Raw genomic sequence first — 17,356 nt, forward strand, 5'->3', positions numbered from 1 at the left:
TATTTTTGCCTATTTCTCCAAATAAACGTTAAAATGATAAAAAAGGCGGTGAATGACATGAAGGACAGGCAGCAGCAGCTTGTGAAATTAATCGACAGATATACAAATACGGATGGAACGATTGATACGGAGATTGATAAATTAAGTTTTATCCGGTCTTCATCTTTATCAGAGCCACTCCATTCCTTATTTGAACCATCTGTCTGCTTTATTGCCCAAGGCTCAAAAATCGTGATGGTTGGTGACGATATTTTTCATTATGACCCGAATCACTATCTTATTGCCTCTGTTCATTTGCCAATAACGGGAAAAATCATCAAGGCTACAGAGGACAGACCATACTTAGGTGTCAAGCTGCGCTTTACAACAGAAGAGATTCTTGATGTTATTAAGGTGAAGCAGGATCACTCCGCTCCTGCCCAAAGAGCGATTATGGTCAACGAAACAACGTCAAATATTTTGGATGCTGTCATAAGACTGATTAGTTTACTTGATACACCACAAGATATTCCGGCACTTGCGCCGCTTTATAAAAAGGAAATTCTTTATCGAATTTGGCAAAACGAGGATGGTGAACAAATGAGGGAGTTCGCTGTAATGGGAAGCCAAGCACAGGCAATCAAGGAGGTTATCCAAACAATTAATGAGGAGTTTGCCCAGCCGCTGCGAGTAGATGTACTTGCAAAAATGGCCAAGATGAGCGTTTCCTCCTTTCATCATTATTTTAAACAAGTGACCTCACTGAGCCCGTTGAAGTATCAAAAAAAGATAAGGCTGCAGGAGGCGAGAAAGCTATTATTGTCAGAGCCGATTGAAGCAGCAGAGGCAGCTTTCCAAGTTGGCTACGAAAGTCCGTCTCAATTCAGCAGGGAATACAGCCGAATGTTTGGTTTTCCGCCTGTTAGTGATGTGAAAAGACTGCGAGACTCCTTAACGAACAGTTCAGAAAAACATTAATCGAGCACAATCTGAGAAACAGCTCTAGTATCTTAACTAGGAGTTAGTAGGCTATAATATAGTTATAAATACATATATGAGGTTGGTAAAAATGATTCGGACCATTGCGGATATTGCTAAAATCGCTGGTGTCGCCAAAAGTACCGTTTCACGCTACCTAAACGGCGGCTCTGTCGGTGAAGCAACGAAGAAGAAGATTGAAAAGGCAATTCAAGATACTGGATATACGCCAAATCCATTTGCGCAAAGCTTAAAAGCAAAAAAGACGAATATTATCGGCACGATTGTTCCGAGACTGGATTCCTATGCTTCTTCACAAACGTTAATCGGAATTGATGAGCAGTTGAAGGAATGGAATTATCAAATGCTGATTTCCAATACAAGCCAGGATTTAGACAGGGAAATTGAGAGTATTTACAGCTTGGCAAAACAGAAGATGGCGGGCATTATTCTCCTTGCTACTGTGATAACAGACAGGCATCTGAAGGCATTTTCCGAAATTAATATTCCTGTTTTGCTGATCGGTCAGGAGCATGAAGAGATTCATAGTGTTATTCATGATGATTATCATGCTGGTTTGGCGATAGGACAATATGTGCTTGAGAAGGGGCACCGAAAAATTGCCTTTCTTGGTGTTACGGAACAGGATATTGCTGTTGGCATTAAACGGAAAACAGGTTTCCGAAAAGCATTGGAGGCAAGGGGGGATATTGATGTCAGTTATTTTGAAACAGAATTTAATATTCCTGCGGCCCAAGCTGCTGCAATGAAAATAATGGAATCCCGTAAGCATTCCATTATCGTTTGTGCGACAGATAATATTGCGATTGGTGTTTTAAAGGCAGCCTACAAACAAGGCTTATCTATCCCAAGAGATGTGTCAGTTACAGGATTTGGCGGTTATGATGTGACAGAAGCAATCCATCCCGGCATTACAACAGCGAAATTTCATTATAAAGAAGCAGGCAAAAAAGCGGCAGTAAATATGGTCGAGCTCATTCAAGAACGGTCGGTGGAAAAATTGACAACCATGAATTTTGAGATAATTAAAAGAGAAAGCGTTGACACCGTCAAGTGAGATGAATTATAATTCTAGTGAAACCGATTCCAATCTTAAGATTAAGTTGGTTTCAGTAGAATTATTTTTTTAACTTTAAATTGGAACCGGTTCCTAAATCGGTTTTTGTTTTTAATTGAGTTTGGAACCGGTTCTATAAATGAATGTATAATAGGGAGGAACGAATGATGAACCATAAAAAAATTGCAGAAGAGATACTGACAGCAATTGGCGGTAAAGACAATGTGTCTGCAGCAGCACACTGTGCAACACGGCTCCGATTAGTGCTGAATGATGAATCAGCAATCGATCAAGGAACGCTTGATAATATGGATGTGGTCAAAGGGACATTTTCAACAGGAGGCCAATATCAAATTATTTTGGGATCAGGAACTGTAAATGAGGTGTATAAGCATTTTGCCTCGATGACTGGCTTATCGGAAATGTCGACAAAGGAAGTTAAAGAAGCAGGCGCAAAAAAGCTTAATCCAATCCAACAATTTGTAAAAATGCTGTCAGATATCTTTGTGCCGATCATACCTGCAATTGTTGCTGGCGGTTTATTAATGGGACTCAACAATGTTTTGACAGCACAGGATTTATTTATCGATGGAAAATCATTAGTGGATGCTTATCCGAATATGGCAGATTTAGCTGCGCTTATTAATACTTTTGCAAACGCTGCCTTTGTATTTTTGCCAATCTTAATTGGTTTTTCTGCCACACAGCGGTTTGGGGGGAATCCATATCTTGGGGCAGCACTGGGAATGCTTATGGTGCACCCGGATTTGCTGAATGGCTATAATTATGCAGATGCAATGCTTAAAAACGAAGTTCCTGTGTGGAACATATTTGGTTTAGAAATTGAGAAGGTGGCCTATCAAGGAACTGTGCTGCCTGTGCTTGCTGCATCATTTATTTTGGCGAAGATTGAAACATTTCTTAGAAGAATCGTACCTTCAGCATTAGATAATTTGTTGACACCGCTCTTATCTATTTTTATAACTGGTTTATTGACATTTACTATAGTTGGCCCGCTTACAAGGTCAGCAGGAAATTTATTGACAGATGGCATTGTATGGATGTATGACACAACAGGAGTTATCGGCGGTTTAATTTTTGGCCTTTTGTACGCACCAATTGTTATAACAGGCATGCATCACAGCTTTATCGCAGTGGAAACACAATTGCTTGCAGACATCGCCAAAACAGGAGGCTCCTTCTTGTTTGCCATCGCAACAATGTCTAATATAGCGCAAGGTGCTGCAACACTTGCAGTATTGAAGCTAACAAAAGATGCAAAGGTGAAAGGAACTGCCTCTGCAGCAGGTATTTCTGCATTGCTTGGTATTACAGAGCCAGCGATGTTCGGTGTAAATCTTAAACTGAGATATCCATTTATCGGGGCTATTGTTGGTTCAGCAGTCGGCTCTGGTTTTGTCACATTGTTTAAAGTAAAAGCTGTCGCATTAGGTGCTGCCGGATTGCCTGGAATCATTTCAATTCGTCCAGATAAGATTGTGCCATATATTATCGGAATGGCAGTCGCATTTGCAGTTGCCTTCACTGTGACGATTGTATTAGCGAAAAGAGCAGCTAAAAAGGAAGCAACTATAAAAAAAGAAGGCGTAGTGGCATAAAATATGGATAAATAAAGGGGAGAAGTTTTTCTCCTTTGTTTTTTTAGGGAGTGAATCAGCATGGAATGGAACAGAGAACAAAGGTATCGAAGATGGGAGGATGCATTGGAGGCAGAACAGAAGCAGCTTGTAACTATGGTGAATCAATGCTCATGGAGACAATCCTTTCATATTCAGCCTGTAACAGGGCTGCTTAATGATCCGAATGGCTTTGCCTATTATAACGGCGAATATCATTTGTTTTACCAATGGTTTCCCCTTGGTCCTGTCCATGGATTAAAGAATTGGTATCATACAAAATCAAAGGATCTTGTTCATTGGGAAAATGTCGGTGTGGCGCTTGAGCCAACAAATGAATTTGACAGCCATGGAGTTTACTCTGGCAGCGGAATCGAGCATGAAGGACAATTATACTTTATGTATACGGGCAACAGCCGAAACGAGAGCTGGAACAGAACGCCTTACCAATGTCTTGCTGTCATGAATGAGAAGGGGCAAATTCAAAAGCACGAAATACCGGTAATAGCGAATGTACCTGAAGGGTATACCGATCATTACCGAGATCCTAAAGTTTGGAAGAATGGATCTGCCTTTTTCGCGGTTATCGGAGCACAGCGTTCAAATGAAACAGGAACAATTGTACTCTATCGTTCTAGTGATTTGACGGAATGGAGCTTGGAAGGTGAATTGAATATAGGTTTTGAGGATTTCGGATATATGTGGGAATGCCCAGATTATTTTGAAGTAGATGAACATGGGATACTGCTGTTTTGCCCGCAAGGTATACCGGCAGAGGGAGACAGCTATCAAAATATTTATCAATCAGGCTATGTTCTAGGAGATAAGCTGAATATACAAGAAAGAAACCTTGTTCATAACGGTTTTCAAGAGCTGGACAGAGGATTTGATTTTTATGCACCACAAACAATGGAGGCTCCTGATGGCAGAAGAATACTAGTCGGATGGATGGGGCTGCCTGAAATAGAATACCCAACAGATAAGAATGGCTGGGCTCATTGCTTGTCACTTCCCCGTGAATTGACTGTAAGGAATGGGAAGTTACGGCAATTACCAGTGCAGGAACTGGAGAGTCTTAGAGGGAAGAAAACGGATGCTAACTTTTTGATAGAGAACGAGACGAAGCAGGTCGAAGCATTTGCAGGAGCGGTTTATGAATTATCAGTAGAGTTTTCAAGTTTCACGGCAGAACAATTCGGTGTTGAGCTGCGAGCAGGGGATAAGAACAAAACAATCCTTAAGTACGATACTCTTGCGAAAAAGGTGGTTTTAGACAGAAGTGAGTCGGGAGAGCTTGCTGGGATACAGTATGGGACTGTTCGAGAATGGCCAATGCAGTCAGAAACCATTCAATTGCAGATTTTTGTTGATGTGTCATCTGTTGAAGTGTTTGTCAACGACGGAGAGGAAGTGTTCACAGCAAGAATTTTCCCTGATGCAAACAGCCAGGACATTCGATTTTTTGCACAAAATGGTAAGGCAGAAGTGAAGGCTATTAAATATGAACTGAATTCTGACTGCTGATTTTTTTATAAGCAGCCCCATAAATATTAGAATGGATTCTAATATTTATGGGGTGTTTTTTTAGATACTTTTTGTCATCAGCACATGAGGGATGCCATCTTCCATAAATACATCTGAAGAAGTCTCATAGCCGAGCTTATGATAGAAGCCTTCTGCCTGTGTTTGGCCGTGGAGCTTCACCTTTTTGTCTTTTCGGTCTGCGGCAAGCTCTTCAAGCTTTGCAATAATAACTTTACCAAGGCCGAATTTACGGTAATCCTGCAAAATACAGATTCTTTCTAGTTTACCCAAGCCCTCAACAGATCTCACTCGTCCAGTCCCAACTGGCTCGCCTTTATAATAGACAAGGATATGATCACAGTTGCCATCAAGCTTATCAAATTCATCGTACTCGTCTTCTAATGGGACACCCTGCTCCTCGACAAACACCTTTCGTCTTATATGTAACGCCTGCTCAAGTTCATCCATTGATGTGATTTTTTTTGCTTCCATTTACTATTTCAGTCCTTTCTGGATTTATTAGAAGAAACAAGTCATAATTTAATTATCATCTTTAAACAGTTTATAGGAAAAGTTTATTGTTGTAAATACAACAATAATTGGAGGTTTTATTTTTAATGAAGGAAATTCTGCGTGAGGTAGGCATGATTGCTAGAGCACTTGACTCTATCAGCAATATCGAATTTAAAGAATATGATTTAACGAAGGGACAATATTTGTACCTTGTCCGCATATATGAAAACCCAGGAATCATTCAAGAAAAGCTCGCAGAAATGATTAAGGTCGACCGGACTACTGCAGCTAGAGCCATTAAAAAGCTTGAAATAAATGGCTTTATCGAAAAAAGACAGGATGAAACAAATAAAAAAATCAAGAAGCTGTTTCCAACTACTAAGGGAGAAAATGTTTATCCTTTATTAAAAAGGGAGAGCGACTACTCAGACAAATCTGCACTTGCCGGGCTTACTGAACAGGAAACAGAGCTTCTTTATGACCTATTGAAAAAGGTTAGAGAAAATATTGAGGTGGATTGGGAGGATGTTAAAAAAGGGAAAAAACGAGAGTATTAGCTTTAATTATACGGTTGGGGGATAATCAAATGAAGCGTTCATTTCTCATCGCCTTAGAGCCAAGTCATACGTTGAACTTTATGATTTATCTACAGAATATATATCTTCAACAAGAAAACGCAGAATATCGGAAGTTTCCATACATAAAGCCAAATGTTATCTTTCATGAAGACTTTGCACAGCATTTTAAAGAATTATGGGAGGAACTAACAGAAAAAATGATTGAGGGTTCTGCGATAGATTCTGAACTTTTTGTATGCCATAAAGATATGTTTTACGACAGACTGTTTATCGGGGCGAGTAAGGATAATGAAGAGGCATATACAACTATTTACGACTCCTTTAAAGTATGGTGGGAAAGTATGGCGGGAGGTTTTTCTATTGAAAGTTCTGTTTATAATAAGCTTGATCAATTATACAGTGAATTGACTAGTTTTCCTGATACAACTGCTTCAGAAAGGCTCGATATCAAATTGATATATGATCAGTGTCTCCTTGGTGGGTCAGTTTTTTACCGTAACTTTGCGATTCTTTCGATTGATGATTTCTATATAAATTATAAAAAAATCATTCCGAAATTAAGGCAATGCATTGCAGATGAAAGCAAATAAAAAAGAATTAACGATTGTATAAAATAAGTTAATTCTTTTTTATTAACTATTCGTCATCGTTTTCTTGGCGGAGGACCTGGCAGTCTTCCCACAGTCTGATTGCTGCTGTTTGTGTCTCTCATAAGTCTTTCTAAATTTCTGATTGCTTCATCGAATTCGGATCTTGTTATTTGCTTTGTTGCCAATAAGGAGCAAAGCATGGCATAAGCAATCGGGTTTGTATTAACTTCGACATTAACATAAACGTCCACATCGGAGTTGCCGCTTTCCCCAATCTGTGCCGCATTGGCATCAAGCTCTGTGTTACCGTTATTGCGAAACTCGTAATTCGTGTTTTCCCTAGGTCTTGGCCGGCGGTTCGGATACATGAAGTTTCCCTCCTTTACTGCGAAAGAACGAGAATGGGCTTATCCATTCTCGTCTCACAATTATTAATCTTGATCTTGGTTGTTATCTTGATCGTTATCCTGATCTTGATCAGAATCAGCGTTCGCTTTCGAACGAGAACGAACACGAGCCTTAGAATCAGATGCAACATCAATACAAAGATCAATCTTTGCATTTCCTGAACAGTCTACTTTAGCAACATTCGTATTCTTGTCGATGTTTTTTAAATCGTTGTCATTGTCTACATCTGTGTTTGATTTAAGACGATTATCACTTTCAAAATCGACATTTGCTTTAGAACGGCTGTTACTGTCGCCAGAGCGGGATTTAGAAGTATTACGCTGATTGTTGTCTCCATCACCTGGATGCCATACTTTACTCATTAGAAATCCTCCTTTCGTTATTCAATTATTATCTTATTCAAGAACGGAAAATTGACATGGTTGCCTGTAGTAGGACAAGTATGGATTTTGAAAAAAACAAAAAAACATCTCCAATAAAAGGAGATGTCCTGTTACTCAGGATAATAAATTGTCATGCTAAGTCTTGTAAGCCTTTCGCCGGGATTATGGTACGTATGCGGTTTGTCTGCCTTAAATTTAATCGAATCACCAGCGTTAACTGCATAGTTTATGTCATTAACCTGCACACAAAGCTCTCCGTCAAAAACTGTGATAAACTCAATTGTACCTTCCTGATGTGCTTCTGCGCTTAAAAATCCACCTTGTTCGATTTCCACTGTATAAATCTCAAAGCGTTTATCCTCTTCAAATGGAAAGTAAGGATAAACAATATATTTTCCATTGTCCTCTGATAAGGCTTTTATTTCGTTTCTTTTGACGATCTTTGCCTCTGGCTGTTGGTGTTGGATGAGTGAAGTAAAAGAGATTTTTAAGCCATTCGCCATTTTCCAAATCGTATTGAGCGTAGGACTAGATTCGCCTCTTTCTATTTGGCCAATCATCGTTTTACTTACTCCAGTCAATTCCGCTGTTTTTTCTAAGCTTAACTTTTTCTTTTCCCTTATCATTTTCAGATTTTTTGCTAAAATAAGCTGAATTTCCTCCATAAAAACACTCCTGTCATATGTACAATATAACGACCGTATTGTACAATAAGTTGTATATCGTTATATTGTCCGTTATGGACATTATAACATACATGTGAAGGAGGAAAGCAGTATGCCGTTGTTATCGTTTTTGCTGTATGTGACAGTAACCAGTTTTACACCAGGACCTAATAATATTATGGCGATGGCCTTTGCTAATAAATACGGACTGAGAAAAACAATTGGATTTTGCATTGGTGTTAGTGCCGGCTTTTTTATCATTATGCTCTTATGCAGCTACTTTAACTTAATTCTTAATAGCTTTATGCCCAAAATCGAGTTTGGAATGACAATCCTTGGTGCGGTTTATATGTTATATCTTGCCTACAAAATCGCCTTTAGCAAGGATGGAGGACAGGAGAAAGAAGAGGATAAGAATAACAGCTTTTTGGCAGGTATGCTTTTGCAGTTTATTAATCCAAAGGGGATTTTGTACGGTATAACGGTTATCGCCACGTTTATTCTGCCATATCATGATTCACAGCTAGTTCTGTTATTATTTGCGATTTTTCTAGCTTTTATTGGGTTTTTGAGTACTTTCAGCTGGAGTTTGTTTGGCAGCATCTTCCAAAAGTTTTTGTCCAAATATAAAAGCCAGTTTAATATTGTAATGGCATTGCTGCTTGTTTATAGTGCTGTTTCCATCCTTATTTAATATAAAAGGGGTGGGGACAAAATAAAAATAACCTAACTAAACACGAAAAAAACTTTATCTAACTTTGGGAAATTGAAGTCGAGTGGCCTCCGCTCCATTCCACTAAGATTTTTAATTATTGTTGTTAACTAAGAAACCGAACTATTTATCAATTAAATAGTTCGGTTTTGAATTAGACTTTCATTCTTATGCCCCGGCCTCAATTCATTTAGTCTTCTGCAACTTTAATAATAATCTTGCCTTGTGCATGACCTTTTTGCAAATAGCGGTATGCTTCTGCTGCTTCACTTATAAGAAATTCTTTATCAATGACAGGCTGGAGCTTATTCTGTTCAATAAGCTCTTTTAGAAAATTCAAATCAGACTGATTTGCCTGTTGCAGCATATTGCCAAATTTTTTACTGCTTGTTAACGACAGGAAAGGGCCAAGCAGCATGGCATCACGCATTTGCTTACCATTTCCGCCAACCATAACATAGCGCCCTTTTTCCGTTAATAACTTTTTATAGGCATGGATGGTCTGATAACCATTCACTGCTAGTATAAGATCATATTTTTTAGAGGTATTTGTGACATCTTCTTTTGTGTAATCAATCGCATAATCAGCGCCGATTGATGTTATTTTTTCAAGATTTCTTGTACTGCACACACCAGTTACCTCTGCACCAAGTGCTTTTGCGATTTGAACTGCAAAGGTGCCAACACCGCCAGATGCCCCGTTTATCAATACCTTTTGTCCTGGCAGTATTTTGCCAGTATTTCGCAATGCTTGTAATGCAGTTGTGCCTGCCATCGGAACAGCTGCTGCTTCTGCAAAGGATAGGTTTTCCGGCTTTATGGCTAAAGCTTTTTCAGGTACAGCAGCATACTCAGCAAAACCACCCCAGCCACTTTGAGAAAGGTCCCCAAACACTTCATCACCTGGTTTAAATTGGGTAACCCCGTTTCCGACAGCCTCCACAACACCGGCAATATCGCTGCCTGGTATTGTATATTTTGGCTTCAACAATCCAAAGGCAAAACGAGCTAAGAATGGTTTTCCACTAAGTAATACAAGATTTCCATAGTTAAGGGATGCAGCATGAATTTTTACGAGCACTTCCTCTTCTTTAGGTAATGGCCTATTTATATCGGAATAGCCAAGTGTTTCTGGCGTGCCATATTTGTTAGAAACAATAGCCTTCATCGTTTCCCCTCCTTTAAAGATAATAATGTCAATTAAAGATATGTATAAGAAATGAATGTAAGGACATAAAAACACTGCATCAATAACAGAATGCAGTGTTTTAAACTATATAGACTCAATCAAACAGATGAACTTCATCTCCTGAATGGATTTTTCCTGTTTTAATAACAGAGGCATAGACGCCAAAATTATTTTGTCTTTCCTTAAAAACGGTTTTTAATAAAGAAGGAGATCGTTCTGCATTATCAGGGTCAACTGTAACAATCATGCATCTTTCACAATGCCTGTTCACCTGCAGCTCTACTTCTGTTCCAATTTTTATGCGTTTGCCAAACCAGCTTTCTTCTATAAACGGAATCTTGTCCTTTAAAGAAAGGATAAGATTTGGCCGAAAGCGGCGATGGTCAACAGCGGAATCACCCCAAAGCTCCTTAAGCTCAGCAAGTGATGCGTCTGTCACGAATTGGATGTGCTCTTCTTCTATTGCTCCTAAAGGAACATTTTCTGGTGTGTAGGATAGGAGTGAAACCTTTCGTTTGGACTTTGCATCTAATTCCAAGGCTAAAGCTGCATCTCCCCAATTCATTACTTTTCCTTCAGGTGTTGTAATTTCAATGCTAGGATACTCAGACATCGCTTCCTCTCCAGCAAACCTTGCAGAATAACGGACCATCTCCGGAAACTGAGTGATTGTCAAATATTTTCCTTTTCTTGTGTCATCTGCAAAAGCATGGCTTCTGTCACCATACAAACCATATTCCATAACGTTTGTTTCTGCTACGCTTTCTCCGCGAAAAGACTTTACTGGGTGACGAACAATTTCTTCAATGTGACCTATTAACATGAACGAAAACCTCCATTTTATAGTATCTTGAAGCACTGTCTAACTCATTATTCTCCGAGTGGATTTGCTGGTCCTGGCAGTTGTAATTGATAAAATGCTAAATCTAACCATCTATCGAATTTATAGCCGGCTTTCTCAATAGTACCAGAATGGACAAAACCAAATTTCTTATGTAAGGCAATGCTTTTCTCATTAGAAGCATCTATACCCCCAATCAGTGTAGCATACTCTCTTTCTGAAGCAATGGCGATAAGCTCTTTCAATAGTGCAGCCGCAATGCCTTTTCTGCGATAATTACCGTCGACATAGATAGAATGTTCAATAGAATACTTATAGGCAGGCCAAGCACGGAACGGGCCGAAACTAGCAAAACCGACTGCTTTATTGTCTAGTTCAAAGACTATTACCGGGTAGCCGTCCTTTAGCTTCTGTTCGTACCATAGTTGCCTGTTTTCTAATGTATCTGGCTTATATGTATATACAGCGGTAGTGTTAAGAATTGCATCATTATAAATAGACAGGATGTGGGTGAGATCCCTTTCCTCCATAGGTCTTATCACTGTTTTTTGTCCTCCTTCAATTTGCTAGATATTATTCTGTTCCATCTACTATAACAAATATTTTAAATCCTTAAAAATTTATATTTACTGAACGATGGTCAATTAAGTATGATGAGCATATAGAACTAGTGACGAAAGAACTAACTTTGTTGTTAGAGCCCTTCTTTTGGGACTGTGGACTATGAAGATAGGTAACTCATAAACAACTGGGGGAAAATATGTGAAAAAGAAAAAGTATCCTTTTATTCCTTTAAGCAAAAAAGGGATTGTGTCTATTTTTAGTGCTGCATTGTTGTTTTCAGCACCATTAGCAGGACCTTCTATCACAATGGCTGAAGGAAATGGGACAGATAAAGTTATTTTTGATGAGAATCTTGAATGGATGAAGTCAAAAACTGCAATGACTGGAAAAACATTGACGATAGATTTCAGCGAGCAGTTAGCAAGCATGGGTGCAGATTCAGTGCTGGAAGCGGCATCAAATAAACAGTCTGTACAAGCTGTTTTTGACAAGAAAGTCTTGATGCTCACACTGAAGGATTTCGGTGAAACGACTATAAGTGTTACGGCAAAAAACAGTAAGCAAACTGTAACTAACACCTTTAAAGTAAATATCACGAAAAAAGGCGATATTAATGGTGATGGCACGATTACACCTGCAGACTCTCTTTACATCTATCAGGTTATCAGCGGCAAGGTTAAGATTTCAACTGAACAGCAAAAGTTACTTGATATAAACGGCGACGGAAAAATCACTAATATGGATGCGACTCTGTTAATGAGCAGTTATGTTGGCAAAAATGTTCCTGCAACTATTGAAGATAATTCCTTCGTCCAATTAACGGAAATTAATGACACACCTGTAGCAGCAGATGACGCATATACAGTAAATGAAGATGAGCAGCTTAAGGTAAATGCAGCAACAGGCGTGCTGGCTAATGATATTGATCCAGAAACAAAGGAATTAACGGCAACTGTTACTACAAATCCTGAAAATGGCAAATTGACATTTAATGAGGATGGGTCGTTTCAATATGTACCTAGTGCAAATTTTGTCGGAACAGATCGATTCACGTATAAGGCAAGTGATGGAAACAGCACAACAGAAGCTAAAACAGTCACAATTAATGTATTGCCTGTAAATGATGCACCTGTATCAAAGGATGGTGTGTTGAATACACAAGAGGATACAGTCGGAATTGGGACAATGTTAGGGACAGATGTCGATGGTGATACACTGACATATACTATTGTTGAAAACGGTAAAAAAGGCAAAGTAACGATTCTTGACCAGAAAACAGGAGTTTTCTCTTATAAGCCAAATGCAAATGAAAATGGAGAAGACTTCTTCACTTATAAAGTAAGTGATGGCAAGTTAACTTCTACTGCTAAGGTGTCTGTAGTTATTAAGGCAGTGAATGATGCTCCAACAGCAAAAAGTGATGCTTATACTACTAAGGAAGATGAAACATTAGCTGTTGGTAAGGAAAAAAGTGTATTGGTGAATGATGAGGATGTGGATAACGATTCTTTGAAAGCTGTCCTTGTAAAAGGAACTGCTCACGGCACACTTGATTTTAAAGCAGATGGAACATTTACATACATTCCAGCTAAAGACTTTAATGGAAGTGATTCCTTTGTATATAAAGCTACCGATGGTGTTTTAGAATCAGCAGAGCAAAAAGTTGTTCTTTCGGTAGGAGCAGTGAATGACGCACCAGTTGCGAAGGACAGCTCGCTGAATGTAACAGAAGACGAAGCAGCTAGTGGCGTGATTGAAGCAAGCGACGCAGACAAAGACAAATTAACATTTGCGATTGCGGAAAACGGCCAAAAAGGAAAAGCGGTTCTGACAGATGCGGAAACAGGTAAGTTCACATACACACCTGACAAAAACGCTAATGGAGAAGACAAGGTAGTCTTTACAGTGACAGACGGTCAAGGAGAACCTGTTAAAGCAACAGTCTCGATATCGATTAAAGCAGTGAATGACGCTCCAATAGCGGCAAGTGACAGCTTTACAACAAATGAAGATGAAAAGCTGACGATTGAAGCTGCTAAAAGCATCCTTAGTAATGACGGGGATGTTGATCATGATGCACTTGAAGCAATTTTAGTGAAAACAACAGCGCACGGCAAGCTTGAATTGAATGCAGATGGAACCTTTACGTATACGCCAGACAAAGATTATAACGGTACGGATTCCTTCACATACAAAGCAACAGATGGAAAACTAGAATCAGCAGAACAGACTGTTAAGATTGAAGTAAAACCAGTGAATGATAGTCCAACTGCGAAAGACAGCTCGCTGAATGTAACAGAAGACGAAGCAGCTAGTGGCGTGATTGAAGCAAGCGACGCAGACAAAGACAAATTAACATTTGCGATTGCGGAAAACGGCCAAAAAGGAAAAGCGGTTCTGACAGATGCGGAAACAGGCAAGTTCACATACACACCTGACAAAAACGCTAATGGAGAAGACAAGGTAGTCTTTACAGTGACAGACGGTCAAGGAGAACCTGTGAAAGCCACAGTTTCGATTTCGATTAAAGCAGTGAATGACGCTCCAACAGCGGCAAGTGACAGCTTTACAACAAATGAAGATGAAAAGCTGACGATTGAAGCTGCAAAAAGCATCCTTAGTAATGACGGGGATGTTGATCATGATGCACTTGAAGCAATTTTAGTGAAAACAACAGCGCACGGCAAGCTTGAATTGAATGCAGATGGAACCTTTACGTATACGCCAGACAAAGATTATAACGGTACGGATTCCTTCACATACAAAGCAACAGATGGAAAACTAGAATCAGCAGAACAGACTGTTAAGATTGAAGTAAAACCAGTGAATGATAGTCCAACTGCGAAAGACAGCTCGCTGAATGTAACAGAAGACGAAGCAGCTAGTGGCGTGATTGAAGCAAGCGACGCAGACAAAGACAAATTAACATTTGCGATTGCGGAAAACGGCCAAAAAGGAAAAGCAGTTCTGACAGATGCGGAAACAGGCAAGTTCACATACACACCTGACAAAAACGCCAACGGAGAAGACAAGATAGTCTTTACAGTGACAGACGGTCAAGGAGAACCTGTGAAAGCCACAGTTTCGATTTCGATTAAAGCAGTGAATGACGCTCCAACAGCGGCAAGTGACAGCTTTACAACAAATGAAGATGAAAAGCTGACGATTGAAGCTGCAAAAGGCATTCTAAACAATGATACGGATATAGATAATGACGCTCTTGAAGCCATTTTGGTGAAAGCTACAGCACACGGAAAGCTGGAATTGAATAAAGACGGTACCTTTACGTATACGCCAGACAAAGATTATAACGGTACGGATTCCTTCACATACAAAGCAACAGATGGAAAACTAGAATCAGCAGAACAGACTGTTAAGATTGAAGTAAAACCAGTGAATGATAGTCCAACTGCGAAAGACAGCTCGCTGAATGTAACAGAAGACGAAGCAGCTAGTGGCGTGATTGAAGCAAGCGACGCAGACAAAGACAAATTAACATTTGCGATTGCGGAAAACGGCCAAAAAGGAAAAGCAGTTCTGACAGATGCGGAAACAGGCAAGTTCACATACACACCTGACAAAAACGCCAACGGAGAAGACAAGATAGTCTTTACAGTGACAGACGGTCAAGGAGAACCTGTTAAAGCAACAGTCTCGATATCGATTAAAGCAGTGAATGACGCTCCAATAGCGGCAAGTGACAGCTTCACGACAAATGAAGAGGAAAAGCTGACGATTGGTTCAGAGAAGAGCATTCTTGCTAATGACGAGGATGTAGATAATGATAATCTACAGGCAATCTTAGTGAAGGGGCCAGCCAACGGACTGCTTGTCCTAAATGCGGATGGAACATTTACGTATACACCAGACAAGGATTATAGCGGCAAAGATTCGTTCACATATAAAGCAACAGATGGAAAATTAGAATCTGCTGAACAAACGGTTGAAATTGAAGTGAAGGCAGTGAATGATACGCCAACAGCAGATGCTAGTTCAATAGAGTTAGAGGAAGATGGCAGCTTTAATGGCAAGTTAACAGGATTTGATCCAGAAGGCGACAGCCTGACATTCTCGCTTGTTGAAAATGGCAGTAAAGGAACAGCAGTCATTACAAATGAACAGACTGGTGCTTTCACTTATACACCGAGCAAGGATGCAAATGGGGCAGACTTCTTTACATTCAAGGTGAATGATGGTAACTCTAATTCGGAAAAAGCAACGGTAGCAGTGACAATTAAGGCAGTAAATGATGCACCGACAGCAAGTGATGTGAAAATAGAAGGTACTGCAAGAGTCGGTGAAACACTGACGGGGACATACAGCTATCATGATGTCGAAAATGATGCAGAAGACCAATCAACATACCAGTGGTATAGTGGCGCCAAAGAAGACGGCAGTGATAAAACAAAAATAGATGGCGCGACATCTAACGAATACAAAATTACAAATGCTGATTTGAAGAAGTATTTATTCTTTGAAGTGAAGCCTGCAGCAGCAACAGGTGAGCAATCATCTGAAAGCTACTTAAGCAATGCAAGTGAAAAGGTAATGCTTGCTGACAGTGTTGCGCCGACAATTGTATCCACAACACCGGCGAATTCTGCAAGTGAGGTTGGGGTTTCTGATGATTTAGTCATTACGATGAGTGAAAATGTTTTAGCTGGATCAGGCAAAATCGAAATTAAAAATAGTGACGGCAGCACATTTGCTGAATACGAGGCGAATGACACACAGCATGTCGTGATAAACGGAGCTGCAATTACTATTAAGCATCCTGATTTTGCAGAAGGAAAAGAGTATTCAGTTGTTGTTGGTTCAAATGCATTTGTTGATGAAGCAGAAAATGCCTATGTAAATAACAATAATGAGTGGAAATTTGAAACGGAAGCGGCCCCAGGTCTGACAGCTTATGCTGATCCAAGCACTCCTTTAGAGGAAGGAGCGATGAAGCAAATGTTTGGCGCATTTGTATATGTGGATATTTCAGGAGATAGCTTTAAGGACGGCTTAACGGCAGATGATATTATCCTGAACAATGTGCCTGCAGGAGTAACCGTCATGGATCAATATGTAATGGGGAACAATCTTACGCTTGTGCTGAATTATGATGGAACAGATTTTGATACGAAGTTCAGTGAATTTTCTGTAACGATAAAAGGCACAGCTTTGGAAAAAGGCAATGATCTGACATCTAACAGCTTGGAGTTTGTACCAAGTGCTGATGCACCAACACCGATCATTACAGAATATTTACACGGTGGCGATGGTAGGTCTGCCGTTGAAATATTCAGCCCTGCTCCGACATCAGAGAAATATAAGCTGAAAGTATATTCTACAAATAATGGAGTAAAGAGTTCTTCTGAAATAGCATTATACTTGCAAAGTAATCCTAATATAACTATTGGCAGAATCTTTTACGATTATTTCGATGTCGTTCCATTTTGGTACTATAACCAAGATACTGTTTTAGATGAAGGAACCAATATAGTAAATGCATTGCAAATTATAGCTCCAAACGGAACAGTTGTTGATACACTAGGAGATCCGGCATCAAGCACTCCAATTGTAACGGGAAGTGTGACAATGGTTAGGAATACAGATATAAAAGACGGGATTGACCGCTATGTGCCAAGTCAATGGAATACTTATACAAGTGATATCTACAATCATTTCGGTAAAAGAGATTAAAACATGTTCTAAAAAATCAGGTGAAAGAT

15 protein-coding genes are annotated in these 17,356 nt (G+C 39.6%); 8 read left to right on the plus strand and 7 right to left on the minus strand.

What is annotated here, in order from left to right; genetic code table 11:
• The first annotated feature begins 57 nt into the window (after positions 1 to 57).
• The 4 genes from CEQ21_RS16195 (at position 58) to CEQ21_RS16210 (ending at position 5,196) form a co-directional block, all read left to right on the plus strand.
• A complete protein-coding gene (locus CEQ21_RS16195; RefSeq protein WP_235907270.1) occupies positions 58 to 957 on the plus strand; it encodes an AraC family transcriptional regulator in 900 nt (299 codons plus the stop codon).
• A gap of 91 nt (positions 958 to 1,048) precedes the next feature.
• Positions 1,049 to 2,035: a LacI family DNA-binding transcriptional regulator gene (locus CEQ21_RS16200; RefSeq protein ID WP_185765416.1), complete on the plus strand. Its 987-nt coding sequence runs from the start codon at positions 1,049 to 1,051 to the stop codon at positions 2,033 to 2,035.
• A 167-nt stretch (positions 2,036 to 2,202) separates the two neighbouring features.
• Entirely contained in the window at positions 2,203 to 3,654 is a 1,452-nt protein-coding gene (locus tag CEQ21_RS16205; protein ID WP_185767302.1) for a sucrose-specific PTS transporter subunit IIBC, read from the plus strand.
• A 60-nt stretch (positions 3,655 to 3,714) separates the two neighbouring features.
• On the plus strand, positions 3,715 to 5,196 hold the full coding sequence (locus CEQ21_RS16210; RefSeq protein WP_185765417.1) for a glycoside hydrolase family 32 protein: 1,482 nt from the start codon (positions 3,715 to 3,717) through the stop codon (positions 5,194 to 5,196).
• A 60-nt stretch (positions 5,197 to 5,256) separates the two neighbouring features.
• Here CEQ21_RS16210 and CEQ21_RS16215 read toward each other — a convergent pair whose 3' ends face one another.
• The gene (locus CEQ21_RS16215) at positions 5,257 to 5,688 is read right to left on the minus strand and encodes a GNAT family N-acetyltransferase (RefSeq protein WP_185765418.1); all 432 of its coding nucleotides are present in this window, start codon (positions 5,686 to 5,688) and stop codon (positions 5,257 to 5,259) included.
• Between the two features lie 125 nt (positions 5,689 to 5,813).
• On the opposite strand from CEQ21_RS16215, the gene CEQ21_RS16220 reads away from it, so the two are divergent.
• Both CEQ21_RS16220 and CEQ21_RS16225 read left to right on the plus strand, forming a co-directional pair.
• The gene (locus CEQ21_RS16220) at positions 5,814 to 6,266 is read left to right on the plus strand and encodes a MarR family winged helix-turn-helix transcriptional regulator (protein WP_185765419.1); all 453 of its coding nucleotides are present in this window, start codon (positions 5,814 to 5,816) and stop codon (positions 6,264 to 6,266) included.
• A 29-nt stretch (positions 6,267 to 6,295) separates the two neighbouring features.
• The gene (locus CEQ21_RS16225) at positions 6,296 to 6,877 is read left to right on the plus strand and encodes a hypothetical protein (RefSeq protein ID WP_185765420.1); all 582 of its coding nucleotides are present in this window, start codon (positions 6,296 to 6,298) and stop codon (positions 6,875 to 6,877) included.
• A gap of 53 nt (positions 6,878 to 6,930) precedes the next feature.
• On the opposite strand, the gene CEQ21_RS16230 is transcribed toward CEQ21_RS16225, so the two are convergent.
• The 3 genes from CEQ21_RS16230 to CEQ21_RS16240 form a co-directional block, all read right to left on the minus strand.
• Complete coding sequence (locus CEQ21_RS16230; RefSeq protein WP_185765421.1) at positions 6,931 to 7,245, minus strand: hypothetical protein; 315 nt, start codon at positions 7,243 to 7,245, stop codon at positions 6,931 to 6,933.
• 63 nt (positions 7,246 to 7,308) lie between these two features.
• Complete coding sequence (locus tag CEQ21_RS16235) at positions 7,309 to 7,647, minus strand: hypothetical protein (protein WP_185765422.1); 339 nt, start codon at positions 7,645 to 7,647, stop codon at positions 7,309 to 7,311.
• Between the two features lie 131 nt (positions 7,648 to 7,778).
• Positions 7,779 to 8,333, minus strand: coding sequence for a helix-turn-helix domain-containing protein (locus CEQ21_RS16240; RefSeq protein WP_185765423.1), 555 nt, complete (start codon positions 8,331 to 8,333; stop codon positions 7,779 to 7,781).
• 112 nt (positions 8,334 to 8,445) lie between these two features.
• On the opposite strand from CEQ21_RS16240, the gene CEQ21_RS16245 reads away from it, so the two are divergent.
• Positions 8,446 to 9,027, plus strand: a complete 582-nt coding sequence (locus CEQ21_RS16245; RefSeq protein ID WP_185765424.1) for a LysE family transporter — start codon at positions 8,446 to 8,448, stop codon at positions 9,025 to 9,027.
• 208 nt (positions 9,028 to 9,235) lie between these two features.
• Here CEQ21_RS16245 and CEQ21_RS16250 read toward each other — a convergent pair whose 3' ends face one another.
• From CEQ21_RS16250 to CEQ21_RS16260, 3 genes are all read right to left on the minus strand, one after another.
• Positions 9,236 to 10,213 (minus strand): NAD(P)-dependent alcohol dehydrogenase, encoded by a 978-nt coding sequence (locus CEQ21_RS16250; protein ID WP_185765425.1) that lies wholly within the window; start codon positions 10,211 to 10,213, stop codon positions 9,236 to 9,238.
• 115 nt (positions 10,214 to 10,328) lie between these two features.
• Complete coding sequence (locus tag CEQ21_RS16255; protein WP_185765426.1) at positions 10,329 to 11,057, minus strand: MOSC domain-containing protein; 729 nt, start codon at positions 11,055 to 11,057, stop codon at positions 10,329 to 10,331.
• Between the two features lie 47 nt (positions 11,058 to 11,104).
• On the minus strand, positions 11,105 to 11,605 hold the full coding sequence (locus tag CEQ21_RS16260; protein ID WP_419181621.1) for a GNAT family N-acetyltransferase: 501 nt from the start codon (positions 11,603 to 11,605) through the stop codon (positions 11,105 to 11,107).
• Between the two features lie 232 nt (positions 11,606 to 11,837).
• On the opposite strand from CEQ21_RS16260, the gene CEQ21_RS16265 reads away from it, so the two are divergent.
• Positions 11,838 to 17,327, plus strand: a complete 5,490-nt coding sequence (locus CEQ21_RS16265; protein WP_185765428.1) for a tandem-95 repeat protein — start codon at positions 11,838 to 11,840, stop codon at positions 17,325 to 17,327.
• The last annotated feature ends 29 nt before the right edge of the window (positions 17,328 to 17,356 follow it).

This window comes from Niallia circulans (genome assembly GCF_007273535.1).
Classification (GTDB): Bacteria; Bacillota; Bacilli; order Bacillales; family Cytobacillaceae; genus Niallia; species Niallia circulans_B.

Excerpts from the sequence above, each read along its gene's own strand:
- CEQ21_RS16195 (WP_235907270.1), top strand. The coding sequence starts at position 58 with ATGAAGGACAGGCAGCAGCAGCTTGTGAAATTAATCGACAGATATACA.
- CEQ21_RS16200 (WP_185765416.1), top strand. The coding sequence starts at position 1,049 with ATGATTCGGACCATTGCGGATATTGCTAAAATCGCTGGTGTCGCCAAA.
- CEQ21_RS16205 (WP_185767302.1), top strand. The coding sequence starts at position 2,203 with ATGAACCATAAAAAAATTGCAGAAGAGATACTGACAGCAATTGGCGGT.
- CEQ21_RS16210 (WP_185765417.1), top strand. The coding sequence starts at position 3,715 with ATGGAATGGAACAGAGAACAAAGGTATCGAAGATGGGAGGATGCATTG.
- CEQ21_RS16215 (WP_185765418.1), bottom strand. The coding sequence starts at position 5,688 with ATGGAAGCAAAAAAAATCACATCAATGGATGAACTTGAGCAGGCGTTA.
- CEQ21_RS16220 (WP_185765419.1), top strand. The coding sequence starts at position 5,814 with ATGAAGGAAATTCTGCGTGAGGTAGGCATGATTGCTAGAGCACTTGAC.
- CEQ21_RS16225 (WP_185765420.1), top strand. The coding sequence starts at position 6,296 with ATGAAGCGTTCATTTCTCATCGCCTTAGAGCCAAGTCATACGTTGAAC.
- CEQ21_RS16230 (WP_185765421.1), bottom strand. The coding sequence starts at position 7,245 with ATGTATCCGAACCGCCGGCCAAGACCTAGGGAAAACACGAATTACGAG.
- CEQ21_RS16235 (WP_185765422.1), bottom strand. The coding sequence starts at position 7,647 with ATGAGTAAAGTATGGCATCCAGGTGATGGAGACAACAATCAGCGTAAT.
- CEQ21_RS16240 (WP_185765423.1), bottom strand. The coding sequence starts at position 8,333 with ATGGAGGAAATTCAGCTTATTTTAGCAAAAAATCTGAAAATGATAAGG.
- CEQ21_RS16245 (WP_185765424.1), top strand. The coding sequence starts at position 8,446 with ATGCCGTTGTTATCGTTTTTGCTGTATGTGACAGTAACCAGTTTTACA.
- CEQ21_RS16250 (WP_185765425.1), bottom strand. The coding sequence starts at position 10,213 with ATGAAGGCTATTGTTTCTAACAAATATGGCACGCCAGAAACACTTGGC.
- CEQ21_RS16255 (WP_185765426.1), bottom strand. The coding sequence starts at position 11,057 with ATGTTAATAGGTCACATTGAAGAAATTGTTCGTCACCCAGTAAAGTCT.
- CEQ21_RS16260 (WP_419181621.1), bottom strand. The coding sequence starts at position 11,605 with ATGGAGGAAAGGGATCTCACCCACATCCTGTCTATTTATAATGATGCA.